Source organism: Nocardia ninae NBRC 108245, assembly GCF_007990755.1.
GTDB classification, from domain to species: domain Bacteria; phylum Actinomycetota; class Actinomycetes; order Mycobacteriales; family Mycobacteriaceae; genus Nocardia; species Nocardia ninae.
This window is the reverse complement of the sequence record NZ_BJXA01000014.1, coordinates 88,779-105,639: the sequence shown is the minus strand read 5'-3', so window position 1 is coordinate 105,639 and position 16,861 is coordinate 88,779. Positions and strand designations below refer to the sequence as shown.

Below are 16,861 nucleotides of genomic sequence, written 5' to 3'. Positions count from 1 at the left end.
ATGCGCGACACAACCATTGCAACGTCCCGTTACGAACGGATCATGCTGAACCACTCCAGTCGGTTCGGTGACCCAGCAGCGCAGTTCCTCTATGCAAGCAAGCAAGCCCGAACCAAGACCGCGGCCGGGACGGAACGAGAGGCAGTTATCCGGGACGTGGCTGCTGGCGTGGCAGCTCCCGCTCTCGCAGGGTGTGTTGTCTGGATGCTGCGGGAAGCACAGCGCCGAGGACTCCACCGCCTCAGGTTCTTATCCCGTGACGGGCAGGTGTTTTACGAGCTGGCACGACGACTTGCACCAGTGATCGGTGTAGACCTGGATCTGCAGTACGTCTACAGCAGTCGACTCACCTGGAGCCTGGCAGCAACTGACCCCGACAACCTAGACAAGGCAGCCTGGTTGTTCAACAGCTTCATGAAATCCAACGCGGCAGACCTGTGTTCGCGCCTGGGACTCGCGATCAGCGAATTCGAGCCGCTACTTGTCGCGTCACACGTCTCCTTGGATCCTGACGTCCGCGCGGACCAAGACCAGCAGGCCACCGCCATGCGTCGGTTCGTGCGGACGCCCGAGGTCACCGCCGCGACAGCGCCGCGAATCAGTCGGACCCGAGAGCTGCTGACCGAGTACGCCGTGCAACATACGCTCGCCGATCCAACTACAGGACTGGTCGATGCCGGTTGGACTGGTCGAATGATCGGATCCCTCGTTCAGGTCTGCGAGACAGCCGGATTGCAACGCCCCCACGTCCTGCTGTGGGGTCACGAGCCACGCCCAACTGGCTGGACCGATCCCGAGAAAGTCGCCGCCTTCATCTACAACACGGCAGTGGGACAGGGGTTGAACTGGCGGGTTCCCGACGCACCCTTCCTGGTCGAAACCTTCTGCATGGGTGACCACGGCATCGTTTCCGGCTATCACCGAGAACCCTCGGGAGAAGTTGCGCCCATCCTTCAATCGAAGACGAACTTGGGTGCCGACACCTGGGGGCTCGACATATATCGTTCCACGCTCTACGAGTTCGCCGCCGCCCTCGAAAACCTAGAAACCGAGGAAGCGCGGCCATTGATCCACGAAGTGATGCACGAATTCTGGTGCAATCCCACCGTCGATGAAGCAACAGTGTGGGGCGCCTACCCTTACGACAGCGATCCGGCAGGAACAGCGACCCGCCACCTAGCCCGACCGCTGAGTGAGCGCCATCCCCAGCGAGGCGACCGCGCCTGGCTTGCAGGCGCTCTCGTGCTAAGCACCCCGGCCGTCCGAGATGCGTACTTGGCAACCCATCCCGAGGCCGACGCCATCGGCGAACCGGCAACAGACTGAGTGGTGTAGCGATATCAACGGCCGAACGATGAATTTAATACCATAAATGGTTGTCCCCCAATGTTTTTCACTTTCAAATGACTCGATAGCTGGGTTCCGGTTTCCGTCGTCCATAGCTACGTTCCGTATATACAGATCACGTAGTTCGGGAGGAACGAAACAATGACCGACGCTGCCGTACGGACGGTGACCGCAACCATCGACAACAGCTATGTCCCAGCCGGTTCGAATACCATGACCTATCTCGTCGATGAAGTCGTAATCCCGATCGCATCCAGTACCGATGCGTGCGATCATGGCATCACCATTTGCGCGGAGTGCACCGATAGTTGGGCGATCGATTACACGATCACCGGGCGGCTGCCGTGGGACACCACGGTGGCAGTGGGTGATCTGCTTCCGTTCGATCGGTGGCACGAGGGCGACCGCCGGGTCAAACGGGTGTTTCCAGATCCGCAACGACCGGGGCCGGTGCTGGTGTTGTTCACCGACCACACCTGGGTGGAGGAGGCGGCGGATCTACGGATCGACCGCACCACAGCGCCAGCTCCTCCGGAACCTGAGTTCGAGTTGGTGCCCTCGCCGGAGGTGATCGTGGCCGCGATGTCGATCGTGGACGAACGAGGGCTGGACGGGTTGGGCGAATTCAAACGAGAGGATTGGCTGGAGGCGCGGCGACGTGCGACCGGCGGGGGCCAGGTTTCATCCTGACCCGAATATGCGAATGGAGCCCCGGCCGTGAGGCCGGGGCTCGATCGCGTGCCGGGTTGTGTCAGTTGGTGGGTGCGTCGCCGAGTTGGTAGCCGAGCAGGCCGAGGGCCATGGTGTAGCAGCCGTCGAGGTAGTCGTCGGTGTCCGGATCGCCGTGCAGGACAAAGCTTCCGGGCTGGCGCAGCATCGACCAGGTGGCGCACGCGCCGGTAGAGGTCGCGGCGACGACGCCGACTTCGGCCTGCTGGTGCGGTAAGCCGGGTTGGACCCACACGGTGACGTATTCGTGGTCGGTGCCGCCGAGGCGCACGGGCGGGTCTAGTCGGTAGCAGCGGGCAGGTCCGATGTACCCGCCGAGGTCGTCGGCGTGAAGCACGGCATACGCCATGAATTACCTCTCCTTGAGTCTCGCGTCCTGAGATAGGCAGGTACGCACGGGGTTTGAGTCAGGGCGTGGTTGGCGTCGGTTCGAAGAGGTATTCGATGAGGGTGAGTAGCCCTGCCGCGCCGGGTGCGCCCGCACCGCCGCCACCGGCGGGGAAACCGCCGGGTTGCCCGGCGTGGCCGCCACCGCCGGATTGACCGGCCTGCCACAGCACCGGATAACTCGTGCCCGCGGGCACGAATCCGGATGCGCCGCCGGTCGATCCGGATCCCGCGCCACCGCCGCCTCCGGCGAGCAAGGCGACGACGCCGGAACTCACCGATTCGCCGGATTGGTTTGGGCCGCCGCCGTTTCCGCCACGCATGTTGGAGCGTCCGCCGGTACCGCCGTGGTCCGCACCGAGTCCTGGTGGAGCGGTGATGAGGTCACCGAATGCGGTAAGTCCACCGTCGAGTCCGACCTCGCCGCCGGGGCCGACGATGATGGCGATGGTGTCGGGTAGTTGGCTGGCGCGGATGCGGCGTGGCTGCACGGCGGCGCCGCCGCCTCCGCCGTTGGTGGCGTTGCCGCCACCACCCCCTGCCCGGTCGATGACTTCGATCGATTCCAGCTCGGGCGGTTTGTGCCAGGTGTCGTTGGTGGAGTAGAGCCGAAGCACGGCGCGCATCAGGTGAATCGCTCGATGACGTAGAGCACCCCGGACCCGCCGTTGCCGCCGTTGCCTCGCGGTGGGGTCATCCCGGCGCCACCTCCACCGCCACCACCGGAAGGGGCCGCGCCGTGGCCGCCGCTAGTGGTTGTGCTGGGGGAACCTCCACCACCGCCGCCGCCGGTGGTGACCACGCTCGACGGCGGTTGGCCGTCTTGTCCGGGGAGTCCGCCGAGGGAGATTCCGCCTTGTCCGCCCGCCATTCCCGGACCGCCGATGCCCGCGCCTCCGCCGCCGCCTCCTCCGCCGCCGTTGAGTGAGTACGGCGAGTACGAGTTGCCGCCCGCGGCGGCCGGGTATGTGCTGCCCGAAGACGAGCCTTTGCCTCCGTCGCCGCCGCGCACCATGCCGACCCCGCCGGGGCCTCCGGTGCCGCCGATTTCGGCCTCGGCTAGGCCACCGACGCCGCCGCCTGCGGTGAGGAAGTCACCGAATTTGGTGTCGCCGCCACCGTTTCCGGGTTGGGCATCTCCGGTGCCGCCGCCACCTCCTCGTCCGATGACGATGGCGATGGGCAGGAAGTTTCCGTCGCGGTCGGCTGGGAGGAGGGAGGCAGGGATGCTGTAGTGGACTTCCCCGCCGCCACCGCCGCCGCCACCGGTCTTTCGGTTCGCTCCGAGGATGTCCCAGCGGCCGGCCGCGCCTCCGGCTCCGCCGCCGAGGATGATGACGTCGACGAAGACGATGCCCTTGGTGGGCGTGTAGGTGGCGTTGCCGGGGAACACGATCGTGCGGCCGTGCAGGGTGAGTTGTTCGTAGGCTTGGCGCAGCTCGGTGATCGACTGGGAGTGATCGTTGATGACGTTGACGACCTGGCTGTGCAGCCGCTGCTGGTAGCGGGTGAACACCGCCAGCGTCGCCTCTTTGAGCACCGCTTTGGCGGAGTCTTCGTTGATGTTCTGGCCGAAGACGGAGCCCAGAACGAAGGAGCCGTCGGGCGCTGGTTGTCCTGGAGTGGTCATCTCACCTCCGGGTACGAGGTAGGTGGCGGCATGCCACATCCGGCCCGGCCCCGGTTCGGTGGCAGAGCATGGGAAAGGTCAGAGGCACCAGCGGAATGGGCGCACGACGCCGGGGCGCAGCAGCGCCTCAGTTGATGGACCGTTGGGTCTCGGCCATCAGCGAGGGCGGTGGGCCACGACGAGCGCGTGACTCTCAGCAGGTAGGTCAGGCACGGCCACGGCCGAGTGAGAGCTGCCTTATAGTGCGAAGATGTTCTGAAAGGCGGCTGTCAGAGGGGAGGCGGGGTGTCCGAGCTGCAGGTCGAGGTGGATCGACTCCGTGAGACTGCACGGTTCATCTCGGATCGAGCCCAGCGCATCAAGGACGGTGTCGACAAGCTCGACGGCACGGTCGGTCGGGAATTGCTGGTCGATGGATGGCAAGGCACGGCGGCGTCCGCCTATGACGAGTCCTGGGTCGAGTGGAAGCTCGGTGCCGAGCAGATCGTCGCCGCGCTCCAGGATTCGGCGGCGAACCTGCTGACGGCGGCCAATCAATACGAGCTGCGCGATGGCTCTTTCCGGGACGCGATCAACCGAGCCGGTGGGCAGGTATAGCCATGGCGGAGGACTACCGGGTCAATCTCGGGCAGCTCGACGACACGATCGCGACGATGGCCACGTTCGGTGCCGAGGTCGAGGGCTTGCTGCGGGAAGTCGATACCAAGGTCGCTGAGTTACACCTGGCGTGGGCGAGCGAGGCCGCGCAGGCCCAGCGCGCCGCGCACGACCGGTGGATGGCCGGTGCGGCGGAGATGCAGGAGAACCTTGGCGAGTTGCGTGAAGTGGCTCGGCGAGCACACACGAGTTACACCACCGCAGTCCACACCAATGTGGGGATGTGGCCACGGTGACGCCGACACCGACGGTGCCGCTCATTGTTCACCGGGGGCAGGAGTACACCTCTGCCGGTGAGGTTTTCGGCCAGATGTCCACCGATTCGGTCACCACGCACTCCGCATTGGTCACGGTGCTGACCGCGTACAAGGGGATGGCTGGTAGCGACAGCGTCGGTACTCAGTGGGCCGCGGGCTACGACGAGGCCGCCCAGCTGGCGATATCGACCTCATCCAAACTGGCGACCGCGTGCGGGCAGACCCGCGATCTGATCGTTGTCAGCGCATACAACCACCAAGTCGCGGAAGCTGCCGCCAACCTGCGGCAGCTGCCCGAGCCGCCAACACCGTCACTGTCGTCTGATCCGTGTCTGCCCGAAACCGCGCCCTCCGCCGCCGGGGACGGGATACCGGAGCCGTTCGGGTGGTCGTTCATCAAAGACATGGTCGGGTGGGCGTGGCCCAGCGGACATCAGGACCAACTGAACGCCGCCAAAACCGCATGGCACACAGCCTCATCGGATTTCCGTACGGTGGCCGGTGCGGTTCCGCAGGCAGTTGGTCTGCTCACCAACCAGCAGTCACCCGAGATCGAGATCGGGGTGCAAACCTGCCAGACCCGCCAGGCCGACCTCAACGCGTTGGCTGATGCCTGCCAGTCACTCGGTGATGCCTGTGGGGAATACGCCCATCACCTCGACGAGGCGCACAGCCAGATCCTCGACGAGCTCAAGGACATGGCCATCGAAACCGTCGCCGCCGAAGCAGCTTTCGCGGTCCTGGCACCGTTCACTGCCACGCTGTCGGAATGGGTGGGCAACGCGGCCCTGGCCGCCCGCCTCACTGCCAAGGCCCGACGTATCGCCACGATCATCAGCGAGCTCGCGGCGAGGGCAGCGAAAATCGTCGCCGACGTCATCAGACCACTCGCCGAGCGATTGAAACCGCTGGTCGAGAAGGTTCGCACGTGGGTGCAGGCAGCCCGGACCAAGTTCCTCGGTCGTAGCGGACCCACCGCCCTGTACTCACGCGGTGGCGCCCTGACCAATCGTGAAGTCCTGGAAGGCAATATCGGCCTGCCCCGGGACATGGACACCATCGAGGAGTACGCCCGGCTGGCCGGCATCGACCTTCGCGGTGCCAAGATCGAGATCCTCGACGATGCCGACACGATTTCCTACCTGGATTTCCAGGGTGCGATAGCCAGAACCGACTCCCTGGGAGTCCAGCTCGGACCGGCATCCTTTCAGGATGCGGAAACACTCGTGCGGACGCTGGCGCATGAAAATGTGCATGTCCGCCAATACGCGGAAGGCCAAATCAATTCGATGACACGCGCACTGGAAGACGAAGCCTATGCGGCCGAAGACGCCTTCGTCGATACCTGGCGGAGGAACATTCGATGAGCGACGGAACGTCACGAATGATTGTCGAACGAGTTGACTTTCTCCCAAGCCGTGCCGACTGGATATTCGTTACCGGTGTGCTCTCTGGCGAGCCGGTTGGCATCGGTGATGCGGTGACCATCCAGCACGGCGACCAGACAACGAGTGCGACGATCAAATCGATCGAACTCCATGGTCGGCCTGGGAAAACGACGATCATGTTGGATGCGGAGCTGCGCCCTGTCGTCACCGCTGGAACAGTGATCAACCGCCGGGGATGACATGGTCGGCCAGTTTCGCATAAATGTGATCTATTCGGTTTCGGCCGAGGAAAGCGCCTGGTTGCGATGACCGATATACAGGAGTGGGAGCGGCAGCTCATGCAAGACCTCGCCGACATCCGCCGCAGCAGTGCACAGCTCGCCAGTGCCATTGCCGTCGTGCGGGGTCGCGGCGAAGTGCGCGGGGTCATCATCGAGGTCGACGCAGATGGTGACATCACCAACCTGCAGATCGCTCCCGCTGCAATGCGATGGAGTGGCAGCCAGCTCACCGCGACTCTGCTCGACTGCCACCGCAAAGCCCGAGCCGATGCCAAAGCCAGGGTCGAACGCCTACTCACCAAGGCCGACCCGCGGCTCGGCAAGCAGCTCCCCAAGCCACACAGCGAGCCCGCTCCCGCCGGTCGGTCTCAGCCGACGGAAGAAGAGATTCAGCGCGCAGACGATGAATACTTCGAACGGATGAACCACGGCTGGACGAATAACCGCTGATCACAGCCTGATTGAGTTCCGGCGGCAAGCCAGACCACCTCAATTGTCCTGTGCGGGTCTCGGCCGCTTGGTTGGCTTGACCGGCCGGACGGCGTGGCGGATGAGCAGCCCGGCGATCAAGGGTGCGACCAGGGTGTAGAGGGTCAGCAGCGGTTCCACCCAGCTGGTGTCGACTTGCCGGTTGAGCAGGTACGCCGCGACAGCGGTGAGCGTGACCAGCACCGAGCGCACCAGCGCGGGCTCGGGGAGCTTCGGCGTGGGCGTGGTCACGGCTTGGCCTCGCGTAGTGCGGCGGCGAGCTTGGCGGGCAGCTCGTCGATGCTCTGCTGCAGCCGTTCGAGGGTGGCGGGCAGGTCGATCGAGGACTCGTGGACGCGGCCGTCGACGTTGAGCAGGTATCCGGCCATGGTGTCGGTGGGATCGTCGGAGTCGCGGTAGTGCGAGCGCGATGGGTAGAGCTGGGTGAGTTCGCGGTGGATCTCGTCGAGCTTGCGTTCCTGGTCGGGGGTCATATCTAGTTCCTTTCCGAAAAGAGCGGCGAGGGCGGGTTCGCCCCCGCGCACGGCGTTGACGTCGATGAGTTGCCCGGCGACCCGGGCGGTGGAGGAGAACTGGAGGATGTCGATGCGCTGTCCGCCCATCGGCTCCCAGCCGGGATGGCTGTCGCCGGGGTAGAGCTCGCTGGCGAAGCCGTCGCCGGTCACGTAGTGGCTGTTCCAGATCCCGACCGGCAGCCCGCTCAGCGACGGCGAGCCCATGCGCGAGGACCAGTACCAGCGCGGCAGATAAATCGGCAGCAACTCGAAGCCGCGCGCAGTGAGAGCGGTGATCCGCGCCCACAAGTCCTCGATGCTGCCGTCGGCGTCGAGGTCCTCGTAATCGATCTGCAGGCGGCAGGCGCCACCGGAGTGGGCCAGCGCGGTGTCGGCTTCCCGGTCGGGATCGGTGCCGACCTTGCAGAACACGTAGCCACCCCAGGTGTCGGGGAAATGGATCGCCATCTCGTCTCGGGCAAGGGGCCAGCACGGATCGCGCCAGGTGCCCTCGGAGACCTTGTGCGTGGCGAAGCTGAACCCTTCGCGCCGCGCCGCGCCGAAATCGAAGTCCCGCTGGTGATTGGAGACATCGATGCCGAACATCGTTGACATGGTTGGCCTTTCGTTCGGATAGTTGGCTGCACCGAGCCACAGCAGCGGCTCCAGATGGCCCGGACCTGGTGGCACCCAAACGGATTCGTGCACTTCGACGTGTACGTGCGGGTCGACGCCTGCGTTGGTGTCGGGATCGGGATCGACGTGGGCGATGCGTTGACCTGCCTCGACTCGCTCGCCGACTTCGACTTCGGGCACGACGTGCCCATACACGGTGTATCCGCCGCCATCAGCGGTGTCGTGGTCCAGACACACCCAACGCCCGAACCCCCTCGCGGGCCCGGCGCGGTCGACTCGACCACCCGCCATCGCGTAAACGGCGCGTCCGCCGCTGCCGCCGGGCCAGCCGAGATCCACACCCCAATGCCAGCCACCCTCACGGGGACCGAAATGAGAGGTGACACGGTGCCCGCGTTCCATCGGCCAAACTCGGTTCATCCGAACCTCCGTAGAATTCCGTTGCGGACCTTGTCATTTCGTTCGGCGTGGATGACGCGGCGATGTTCGATCGGGTCGTCGAGCGCGCGCAAGTAGGCGTTCACCTCGGTGACCGAATGCGCGCTCGGGTCGAAGCGGGGCGGGGTGTCGAGGGTGTCGATGACCTGGGCGGTCGGTGTCGCGGGCTCGGGCTCGTCGATCCGGTAACCGAGATAGCGCAGCCGCTCTACCTGGGCTTCGCGCTCGCGCACGGTCATCGTCGCCGGATCCTGGATAACGACCGGCTCGGGATCGGAGACGTCGAGGTCGACCCACTGGCCCGCCCCGTTGAGCGAGTGCTGCTCACCGCGATACGGGCGCTGAAACTTCTTGGTCGCCAACGCCGGATCCATCGGCGGACATCCGGCCTCGGTGAGATGTTTGGAGATGGCACGGGCCAGCGGTTCGACGAACACAATCGGAGTGCGGCCGATGATCGGAATGCACTGCAGCGCAGGCAGAAACCTCTGCTCTGGGTCGTCGGGATCGATGTCTTCGATACGCCAGAGCGTGTTCACAAGACCCCCAGGTCCCGGGCGAGGCCGGCGAGTTCATCGAGCATTTCCAGTCCCTTCAGCAGTGGGTCGTCGGGCTCTCGCGCGCCGACGGTGATGTCCCAGGTCGGGGTGGTGGTGCGGTCCCAGGCCAGGACGATTTCGGTGATCCGGTCGACATAGACCCGTCCCGGCATCCCCCAGTCGCGCACCGTGGTGCCGATGCGGGTGCCCAGCCAGGCGTTTCCGTGTCCGTGTTGGCCGATGCGCAGGTTGTCGTAGCCATCGACGACTTTGACCGAATGCGTGGTCTGCTCACGGGTTCGCCACCTGCCGGTGCGCAGGGCGATCAGAGCGTTGAGGGTGTAGGCGCGATCGGCTCCGGCACAGAAGGTTTCGTGATAGTGCGACCATCCGAGGCTGCGTTCGCGCGCCGGGTCACCGCGCTTCTGGAAGGCCCCGAAAACGTCAGTGAACAGCGGTTTCAGGATTTCTGAGGCCACACCCCCCAGGGGCGGGATCGCCAAACTGAGCGACACGAGATCGCCCAGGAGGTTGACCGCCGCGCCGAGCATTTCGTTGATTCCAGGGGCGCTGTGGCCTCCCGTTATGAAGCCGACGTCGGTCGCGGGTCTCCAGTGAAAGTTGGTGGACAGCACGCCGGTTCGGTCGCCGTCGCGCAGGATGATGCCCGGCGCTCGCGGGATGGTCCCCTTCCAGCCGGGGCGGCTGTACTCCTCGGGGAAGGTCGGATCCTTGATCTCCTCGACGGTTTCGACCATGCCGTCAGCCCCGATGCGGGTGACCGCGCGCACCAAGCCATCGAAAAGGTTGCCCGCGAAGGAGGTTTCGGTGTCCCAGCCGCTGGAATCGACCAGGTCCCATACGAGTGCGCCGTGGCGCAGCCGTGCTCCGGGCCACGGCGGCGGGTCGCCGGTGAGCCAGCGGCGCGGCTCCCAAGTCAGTTGCGCGTCGGCGACGATGCGCTGACTGACCTCATACATCGACTTGAAGCGGCTGTGCACCACCGCGAACTGGGAATGGTCATCGAGGATCGAGAGCGGCTTGACCACCTGCGACCAGGTCGAGGTATCCAAGTTCAGCCACGAACGCGGATCCAGCGGATCCCCGACCGGCAGCGTCCACAGGCGTCCCTCGAGGCGAAGAAGATTCAAAAACAGGGTCAGCAGCAAACTCCAGCGGGCGGGCCCGAAGCAGTTGTGCACGACAACCCCATTGGCGACGAAGCGGTGCACATCGGAGACCGCGATGTCGAAAACCTCGGTCTCACCGCTGAATTCGAACGCGGTGACCTGTTCGGGGACCTGGTGTTCGGCCATGACCCAGCCGCCGACACCGATGTCTTGGGCGGGCATGAACCCGTCGGGGGTGAGGACCTTGTGGTCGCCGGTGAGCTCGATGGACTTGCCGGTGGCGGTGGTGAGCCGGTAGACCGGCTTGATGCCGTTGCTCCACGACCCGGTCGGCGAGTGGTGTATGCGCCCGTCGACCACAACCTGACACGGGCGCCCGGCCAACTCCCGGATCGGGCGGAGGACGATCTGCTCGCCCTCGCAGACCTGCACGAGGGTCTGTCCCGATACACACGCCCACGTCTTCGGGAACTGAAATTCCGGCGGGGTGAACGGGTTACAGTATGCGGTTATATGGCGTAAATGCTCCGTGTCGTGCTTGAACGTCGCCCGGATGATGCGCTGACCGTGCGCGTCGCGGTCCTGCTCGAGGTCGTCGAGCATCCCGGACCATCTCGCCCCGTCGCGGTCGACGGTGATGAAAATGTTCTTGGTCGTTCGGGCGTCGTGGTTGGTCATCCACCGCGCGAGGTAGTAGGTCGCGGGCAGCTCGACAGTGCCTATGCCGGTGTCGTTTTCGATCGCGGAGAACTTCGCCGAGATCTCGTTGTGGATCTCCCCGCGCAGCACCCAGTTGCCGTCCCAGATCCGCATCAACGGAGGCAGGATCCGGCGATCGGTGTCGCGCTTGAGGCGCGCGACGATGTCGTCGAAAACCCGATCGAAATCGATGGTTTCGACGCTGGTACTCAATCCAAGCCACCCCAGGGACGCGGCCACGGCCGCGGGCAGCGCACTTGGATTCCGGCACCGATCGGCGCACCGGTCACCGACACCGGAATCCGTGTTTCGGGAGTACGCCCGGGCAGCGCATACACGAACCGCTTGCCGCCCATGCGCGCGTAGAACTCGGTATCCAGGCTCGAGTTCGCTTGGCCGTTGCGCGCCATCCGGTCGGTGTCGATGACGATGTGCTCACCGGCCAGCAACGGCGGCATCACGATCTTGCGGTCGGCGTCGATCTCAGCACGATCGAATTCATCGCTGCCCCAGGAAAAGTCGGGGATCGTCCACACGATTCCGGCGGTGCCTTGGAACACCCAGCGCGGCCAGATCTCGTAGTCGATCGGCAGCGGGTTGGCGACGGTGACGAACCCGGTCTCGACACCGCCTCCGGTGGTGTCGGTGGTCGTGATGAAGCTGGAGGTGGCGTCGTCTTCGAGCCAGCGCGGGTACGCACCGATCAGTGGCACGACGACCAGGCCGTAGTCGTGGATATTCGGGTCGCCGACGATCTTGACGCGCGGTTTGGCACCCAGGCGTACCGGCAGTCGACGCTCAGTGTCATCGATCTGGACCCGGACCAGTGAGTCGCGGCGGAACGAAAAGCCTTGTCGGAAGGCCGAATCGGCGTGCCGCCACGGCAGCTGCGGGGTGCCCAGAACATGGAAGGCGAGGGAGAAGTCGAACTTCTCCTCACGCAGCCCGCCGAAGTCCGCGCCGATCTGATAGGCCGTGGCGTTCCAGATCGTGGTGGTCGCGGTCTCATACATCGCGTCGAAGTCGGTGCCCGAGTCCTCATCGGCGAGCACGACTCCGCGATCGCCCATACCCGGACCGGCGACGGTGAACTTCTCCGCGCCCGGACCCTCGATCACGATGCGGGTGTCGGGCGGTGGGGTGATCATCGGCCCTGCCAGGTCTTGGCCCGCTGACGCTGATCCAGAGTCATCAGCGCCCATTCACGGCGGAACTCCGAAGCGCTCATCCCGGTGGTGAGGTTCTCGATACGGACGCTGGCATCCAGCGCGGGCTCGGCGGCGAACCCGCCCATGAACGCCTGCATCTGCCCTGGACTCGACAGCACCGGCTCCGGACGGCGAGACAGGTTGATCGCGGTCTCACCGGGCATCAACCAGCCACCACGGTCGAAGACCTTGGGCCGCAGCTTGTCCCACCATTCCGGTGGCGGTTGCCCCGCGACCGGGGTGTAGCCGAGCTGGGCGGCGATCGACTCCGCAGAGAACGACGGCAACGGCCCGATCGCCGCGCTCGCTTTCTGCGCGGCGCTCTGCCCGGCCGCGATCAGCGGCGTGTAGTCGATGGTCCACCAGCGGGTTTCACCGAGCCCGAACGGCAGCTGTTCGAGCAGCGCGTCGAACGCGATTTCAGCGGCGTCGGTCACGAAGTTCCGGACCCGGCCCTGGATCTTGCTGCCGGATTTACCCAGCTCGTCGAGCTTGGTCTGCGCCCGCGAGAGCTCGGCATCGGCCTTGAGCCGATCGTTGGCACTGGCCTCGGGATCGGCGTAGACCTCGTTGCGGCGAGTATTGGCCGAATCGACCGAGGCTTGCGCGTCGATGCGGGCCACCTCGTCGTCGCTGAATTTGCGTTCCAGCGCGGGTGCTTGGGGTGCGGGTCCATTCGCGGTGCCCGAGGCCGCGTCGTCCTTGCGCTGTTGCAGGCCGAGGACCTTCTGCTCGGCCTTCTCCACGGCGAGGTCGGCCTGGCGGCGGTCGGCGTCGGACTTGTCGGTGTCGGCGTAGACCTTGTCGCGGCGCTGCTTGGCCTGCTCGACCGAGACCTGCGCCGATTCCAGGTTGGTCTGATCAGCGTCGGTCCACTCCTTCTTCTCTTTGCCCGGCTTGCCCGCGGTGCCGGTGTCGCTGGCTCCTTCCGCCCAGCCCGCGATCAGCTCGTTGGGTAAGTGAAAGGCATTGGTGAACTGGGCGTCGGTCGCTCCGACCGCTGGTGATCCCAGACGTGAGGTGCCATGGGAGCCACCGGATTCGGCGGGTTGGCCGTTGATCGACGCGGCCATGTGGTCGGCGTTCGCACCAACCTGGAACAAAGTGCCGGCCGGACCGAGCCCGGCTTGCAAGCCCGCGAGCCGACCGGCCAGCAGGTCCAGGGTGGTGTAGAGGCGCACCGCCGGGTTCGCCATGCCCATCGCCACCCGCTGCAGGAAGGAGATGAACCCGCTGCAGTCGAACCGATCCGGGCCGACACCACCCCACTCGTAGGGATTGCCGGTGACCGCCCGCGCGGCGGCCAGGGCATCTTTGATGCCGCGCGGGACCGCACCTCCGGCGGCGAAACGTAGTGCGCCCGAGCGCATCGCGGCGCGCAGCCGATACATCGCGCCCTGGCCGCCGACGGAGGCGACTTCGCGGGCGGTGACGACGTGCTCGCCTGCCGACAGCCGTGCCACGACACTGTCGGAGGTCGGGCCACCGGGACCGGCGATGGCCCCGCCGTCTGCGTGACCCGGCAAAATGCTCAGGACGCTGGACCCGATCCGGCCCGCAACATCGGTGACCGTGCCGATGACGCCTTTGACCCGGTCCCAGTATTCGAGGATCTTCTCGATCGCGGAGACCACCACATCGCGTAGCGAGGTGAACCAGCCCTTGCCGGTCTCGATCGCGGCACCGATGATCGCCCAGCCTGCGCGCAGGCCGTCGGCGAACCAGGACACCTTGTCTCCGGCCTCACCGATCCCGGCTCGCCAGGCAGCGAGGTAGACCTGCACCCCCGCCCACCAGCCACTGATCAGATCGGACACGAATCCGAAGACCGGTTGGACCACGCTGGTCCACCACCAGGACACGATGTCTCCGGCTTCGCCGAGCGCGCTCTTCCAGGCAGCGAAGTAGCCCTGCACACCGGACCACCAACCCGAGATCAGCGAGCCGATGAACCCGAAGACCGGAGAGACGACCGACCCCAGCCAGAGCACTTTGTCTCCGACCCAGCCCAGCGCGTCGAGGAAGCCGTCCCAAATCGGCTGGATATAGGACCAGGCAGCCGCGAGCGCGGATTGGATTGCGCCCCAAACGGTTTCCCAGATCGCGCGTCCGGTGTCGGTTTGAGTGAAGAACCAGACGAGCCCGGCGACCAGTGCCGCGATCGCGGCGATCACGATGCCGATGGGATTGGCAGTGAGCGCGGCGTTCCACAACCACGTCGCGGCGGTAGCGACCCGAGAGGCCGCCGCAGAGGCGAGCGCGGCGACCTTGGCCCGCAGAGTGGTGGCGGTCTGAGTGTTCTGTGTCCCGGTATTCACTCCGGTCGCGACGGTGTTGGCGGTCAGTGCGGCGGTGTGGGCGGTCATCGCGGCAGTGAGCTGGCGCTGCACCACCAGCTGGGCGAACATCGCTGGGGTCTGCACGATCCGGGCGATGTGAAAGCCGGTCTGCGCTGCTTGGCTGGTCGCATACGCGGCGGCCAGCCCGAGCAGCAGCGGGGTGACGAGACCGGTGTGCTCGGCCAGGACGCCGAGGATGTCGCTCATCGAGCCCAGCGCGGCGGTGAGCACGGTGATGGTGTCGACGCCGAGGTTGCCCAGCGCGCCGCCGAGCCCGGCCAGCCCGGAGGTCAGGGTGGATAGGAATCCGCTGTCCTCGCCTCCAGCACCGGCCTCGCCGATCTTGATCAGCTGGTCGGTGACGGTGGTGAATCCGGAGGTGAGCTTCGAAAAGTCGAACTCGCCAAGGGAATTGGTAACCCGCTCGATCGTGGCGGGCAGCCTGGAAATCCAGCCGGTGAACGTCTCGACCGCGTGGGAGTCGGCCAACCGCTGGGAGAACGTCTGGATCTTCGGGGTGAGCGTGTCGAGTCCCCCGGCGAGCCCGGTCAGAGTCGTCGTGGCGACCGGCAACCAAGGGGCCAGGATTCCCGCGCCGAAGCGAGCCATCGCGGCTTTGAAACCGCCGCTGGCGCCGGACAACGTTTGGCGGAGTCCGGCCATGGTGCCCGCATAGGCTTTGGTCGCCCCGGCGGCTCCGTCGGAGCCCTCCATAATCCCCTTGGCGAGGATGTCCATCGCCCGCTCGGCGGGCACCGCCCCCTTGGAGATCATCTTCTGCATCTCGGCGGTGGTGACACCAAACCCGTTCGCCAGGATCGCCAGCGCGGGGACACCGGCTTCGGCGACCGACCACACCTGATCCAGCGACACCTTGCCAGTGGCGGCCATCTTCCCGAACGCCGCCGACACCTGCTCGACACCGTCCGCACCCTTGCCCGACGCGGCAGCGGCCTCACCGATCGCGGTCAGATATCCCGGCACCTTCGCCGCGGGCACATTCATCGCGACCAGGTTCTTGCCCACGGTGGCGAACTGATCCAGATTGAACGGGGTGCCGTTGACGGTCTTCTTGATGTCGTCCATCAGGCGGCCGGCCTCGGTGGCCGAGCCCATGATCGTGGTCAGCGAGGTGGTGGCGTTCTGGATCGTGGTCAGCCGGTCCAACCCGGACTTGAGTGCGGTGCCACCGAACAGAGCCGCACCGATCCCTCCGGCGGTGACGGCGGTCTTGAACACGGCACCGAAGCCCGAGGCAAAGCGGGAACCCAGGGAGCGTCCGGCCTTGTCGGCGCTGCCTTGGGCCTGCACGAATGCGCCCTCGACACCGGGGGCGACCTTGGAGGTCTCCGGGACCAGTGATACGTAGCCGGTGGCAAGGTTCACTCCGCCGCTGGTCATGACCTGGTCACCTCCCCTGGTTCTGGGTTCGCAAGGCGCGCAACCGGTCTCGGACCTCGTTCATCGGGACCGCGTGACCACTGACACGGCGTGAGCCCGGATCGTCGACGCCGGGGCGCGGATAGGGGCGCGGGCGGTTGCGGTTCTTCGCGCCGTCTTTGGTCTTGGCCCACAGCAGCAAGCTCGCGAGGTCGATCAGCTCGGCGAGCAGGAACTCCCCTTGCCCCCAGCGGGTCACCTCGGGGTGCATCACGGACATAAGCGCGGACTCGCGCGGGGATTGGCGGACCAGGACGAGCAGGTCGTGCCAGTTGAAGGACTCCGAGCCGACATCGCGCAACCGGACACCAGCGCGGATGAGGTCGGCTTCCACCGCGTCGCGGTGCGCATCGACCAAGCTCAGGAGTCCGAAGATTCCCCCAGCTCGATACCGCTGTCTTTCTGCCAGGCGTTCATCAGCTCGCGCACCTGCGCCTGGGTCATCGCGTCGATCACCGCGAGATCCTTTGCGGCGGCAACACCCTCGATGAGTGCGAAGAACTGCTCGGTGTCGTTCTCCTTACGCAGCTTGCGGATGATCCCGAACGGGATGTTCTCCATCCTCGGTAGCGAGATCGTCTTGCCACCCGCGGTCGTGTGCGTGAACTTCTCCATCACCATGGGCCCGACCTTTCTTCGGTTTCAATTGGCGGACTGGGCCTTTCAGTGCCCGCCCGGCGAGGGCAGGCCCGGTCCAAGGGATGAATGAACCTCGCCGGACGGGATCGCGGAGTCACAGGACGACTTGTTCGGCACCCGCTCGGAGCGAGTTC

At 65.7% G+C, this 16,861-nt stretch carries 18 protein-coding genes; 7 read left to right on the top strand and 11 right to left on the bottom strand.

Going from position 1 to position 16,861, the window contains the following annotated elements; genetic code table 11:
- Together NN4_RS13430 and NN4_RS13425 are read left to right on the top strand one after the other, a co-directional pair.
- A complete protein-coding gene (locus tag NN4_RS13430) occupies window positions 1-1,326 on the top strand; it encodes a hypothetical protein (RefSeq protein WP_147130284.1) in 1,326 nt (441 codons plus the stop codon).
- 162 nt (window positions 1,327-1,488) lie between these two features.
- Window positions 1,489-2,037: a hypothetical protein gene (locus NN4_RS13425; protein WP_147130282.1), complete on the top strand. Its 549-nt coding sequence runs from the start codon at window positions 1,489-1,491 to the stop codon at window positions 2,035-2,037.
- A 61-nt stretch (window positions 2,038-2,098) separates the two neighbouring features.
- Here the strand turns inward: NN4_RS13425 and NN4_RS13420 are convergent, their stop codons facing one another.
- The 3 genes from NN4_RS13420 to NN4_RS13415 are packed head-to-tail and all read right to left on the bottom strand — an operon-like array spanning window position 2,099 to window position 4,093.
- Window positions 2,099-2,425, bottom strand: coding sequence for a hypothetical protein (locus tag NN4_RS13420; RefSeq protein WP_147130280.1), 327 nt, complete (start codon window positions 2,423-2,425; stop codon window positions 2,099-2,101).
- Window positions 2,426-2,483: 58 nt separating this feature from the next.
- Window positions 2,484-3,089 (bottom strand): hypothetical protein, encoded by a 606-nt coding sequence (locus NN4_RS44935; RefSeq protein ID WP_186818392.1) that lies wholly within the window; start codon window positions 3,087-3,089, stop codon window positions 2,484-2,486.
- Complete coding sequence (locus NN4_RS13415) at window positions 3,089-4,093, bottom strand: glycine-rich domain-containing protein (RefSeq protein WP_147130277.1); 1,005 nt, start codon at window positions 4,091-4,093, stop codon at window positions 3,089-3,091. Before NN4_RS13415 ends, NN4_RS44935 begins: the two co-directional genes overlap by 1 nt.
- A gap of 285 nt (window positions 4,094-4,378) precedes the next feature.
- On the opposite strand from NN4_RS13415, the gene NN4_RS13410 reads away from it, so the two are divergent.
- The 5 genes from NN4_RS13410 to NN4_RS13390 all read left to right on the top strand — a co-directional run bounded on the left by NN4_RS13410 (window position 4,379) and on the right by NN4_RS13390 (window position 7,126).
- Window positions 4,379-4,690 (top strand): WXG100 family type VII secretion target, encoded by a 312-nt coding sequence (locus NN4_RS13410; protein ID WP_147130274.1) that lies wholly within the window; start codon window positions 4,379-4,381, stop codon window positions 4,688-4,690.
- 2 nt (window positions 4,691-4,692) lie between these two features.
- Window positions 4,693-4,986, top strand: coding sequence for a WXG100 family type VII secretion target (locus tag NN4_RS13405; protein ID WP_147130272.1), 294 nt, complete (start codon window positions 4,693-4,695; stop codon window positions 4,984-4,986).
- A 116-nt stretch (window positions 4,987-5,102) separates the two neighbouring features.
- Entirely contained in the window at window positions 5,103-6,374 is a 1,272-nt protein-coding gene (locus NN4_RS13400; RefSeq protein ID WP_246180859.1) for a WXG100-like domain-containing protein, read from the top strand.
- Window positions 6,371-6,634, top strand: a complete 264-nt coding sequence (locus NN4_RS13395; RefSeq protein ID WP_147130270.1) for a hypothetical protein — start codon at window positions 6,371-6,373, stop codon at window positions 6,632-6,634. The genes NN4_RS13400 and NN4_RS13395 overlap by 4 nt, the downstream gene beginning before the upstream one ends.
- Before the next feature lie 66 nt (window positions 6,635-6,700).
- Complete coding sequence (locus tag NN4_RS13390) at window positions 6,701-7,126, top strand: hypothetical protein (RefSeq protein ID WP_147130268.1); 426 nt, start codon at window positions 6,701-6,703, stop codon at window positions 7,124-7,126.
- Window positions 7,127-7,165: 39 nt separating this feature from the next.
- Here NN4_RS13390 and NN4_RS13385 read toward each other — a convergent pair whose 3' ends face one another.
- From NN4_RS13385 to NN4_RS13350, 8 genes are read right to left on the bottom strand one after another with little or no spacing between them, the layout of a single operon-like run.
- The gene (locus NN4_RS13385) at window positions 7,166-7,396 is read right to left on the bottom strand and encodes a hypothetical protein (RefSeq protein WP_147130265.1); all 231 of its coding nucleotides are present in this window, start codon (window positions 7,394-7,396) and stop codon (window positions 7,166-7,168) included.
- Window positions 7,393-8,715: a peptidoglycan DD-metalloendopeptidase family protein gene (locus NN4_RS13380; RefSeq protein ID WP_147130263.1), complete on the bottom strand. Its 1,323-nt coding sequence runs from the start codon at window positions 8,713-8,715 to the stop codon at window positions 7,393-7,395. Before NN4_RS13380 ends, NN4_RS13385 begins: the two co-directional genes overlap by 4 nt.
- Window positions 8,712-9,272, bottom strand: coding sequence for a phage gene 29 protein family protein (locus NN4_RS13375; protein ID WP_147130261.1), 561 nt, complete (start codon window positions 9,270-9,272; stop codon window positions 8,712-8,714). The genes NN4_RS13380 and NN4_RS13375 overlap by 4 nt, the downstream gene beginning before the upstream one ends.
- On the bottom strand, window positions 9,269-11,314 hold the full coding sequence (locus NN4_RS13370; protein WP_147130259.1) for a Gp37-like protein: 2,046 nt from the start codon (window positions 11,312-11,314) through the stop codon (window positions 9,269-9,271). The genes NN4_RS13375 and NN4_RS13370 overlap by 4 nt, the downstream gene beginning before the upstream one ends.
- A complete protein-coding gene (locus tag NN4_RS13365; protein ID WP_147130257.1) occupies window positions 11,311-12,249 on the bottom strand; it encodes a phage tail protein in 939 nt (312 codons plus the stop codon). Before NN4_RS13365 ends, NN4_RS13370 begins: the two co-directional genes overlap by 4 nt.
- Window positions 12,246-16,049 (bottom strand): tape measure protein, encoded by a 3,804-nt coding sequence (locus tag NN4_RS13360; protein ID WP_147130255.1) that lies wholly within the window; start codon window positions 16,047-16,049, stop codon window positions 12,246-12,248. Before NN4_RS13360 ends, NN4_RS13365 begins: the two co-directional genes overlap by 4 nt.
- Window positions 16,050-16,056: 7 nt before the next feature.
- Window positions 16,057-16,446 (bottom strand): DUF5361 domain-containing protein, encoded by a 390-nt coding sequence (locus NN4_RS13355; RefSeq protein WP_147130252.1) that lies wholly within the window; start codon window positions 16,444-16,446, stop codon window positions 16,057-16,059.
- A gap of 2 nt (window positions 16,447-16,448) precedes the next feature.
- Window positions 16,449-16,709 carry a hypothetical protein gene (locus tag NN4_RS13350; RefSeq protein WP_147130248.1) on the bottom strand — a complete coding sequence of 87 codons (261 nt, stop codon included), beginning with the start codon at window positions 16,707-16,709 and terminating at the stop codon, window positions 16,449-16,451.
- Window positions 16,710-16,861: the final 152 nt, after the last annotated feature.

What these genes read in the sequence shown, in the direction of transcription:
- NN4_RS13430 (WP_147130284.1), top strand. Translation starts at nt 1, where the DNA reads ATGCGCGACACAACCATTGCAACGTCCCGTTACGAACGGATCATGCTG.
- NN4_RS13425 (WP_147130282.1), top strand. Translation starts at nt 1,489, where the DNA reads ATGACCGACGCTGCCGTACGGACGGTGACCGCAACCATCGACAACAGC.
- NN4_RS13420 (WP_147130280.1), bottom strand. Translation starts at nt 2,425, where the DNA reads ATGGCGTATGCCGTGCTTCACGCCGACGACCTCGGCGGGTACATCGGA.
- NN4_RS44935 (WP_186818392.1), bottom strand. Translation starts at nt 3,089, where the DNA reads ATGCGCGCCGTGCTTCGGCTCTACTCCACCAACGACACCTGGCACAAA.
- NN4_RS13415 (WP_147130277.1), bottom strand. Translation starts at nt 4,093, where the DNA reads ATGACCACTCCAGGACAACCAGCGCCCGACGGCTCCTTCGTTCTGGGC.
- NN4_RS13405 (WP_147130272.1), top strand. Translation starts at nt 4,693, where the DNA reads ATGGCGGAGGACTACCGGGTCAATCTCGGGCAGCTCGACGACACGATC.
- NN4_RS13395 (WP_147130270.1), top strand. Translation starts at nt 6,371, where the DNA reads ATGAGCGACGGAACGTCACGAATGATTGTCGAACGAGTTGACTTTCTC.
- NN4_RS13390 (WP_147130268.1), top strand. Translation starts at nt 6,701, where the DNA reads ATGACCGATATACAGGAGTGGGAGCGGCAGCTCATGCAAGACCTCGCC.
- NN4_RS13380 (WP_147130263.1), bottom strand. Translation starts at nt 8,715, where the DNA reads ATGAACCGAGTTTGGCCGATGGAACGCGGGCACCGTGTCACCTCTCAT.
- NN4_RS13365 (WP_147130257.1), bottom strand. Translation starts at nt 12,249, where the DNA reads ATGATCACCCCACCGCCCGACACCCGCATCGTGATCGAGGGTCCGGGC.
- NN4_RS13360 (WP_147130255.1), bottom strand. Translation starts at nt 16,049, where the DNA reads ATGACCAGCGGCGGAGTGAACCTTGCCACCGGCTACGTATCACTGGTC.
- NN4_RS13350 (WP_147130248.1), bottom strand. Translation starts at nt 16,709, where the DNA reads ATGGTGATGGAGAAGTTCACGCACACGACCGCGGGTGGCAAGACGATC.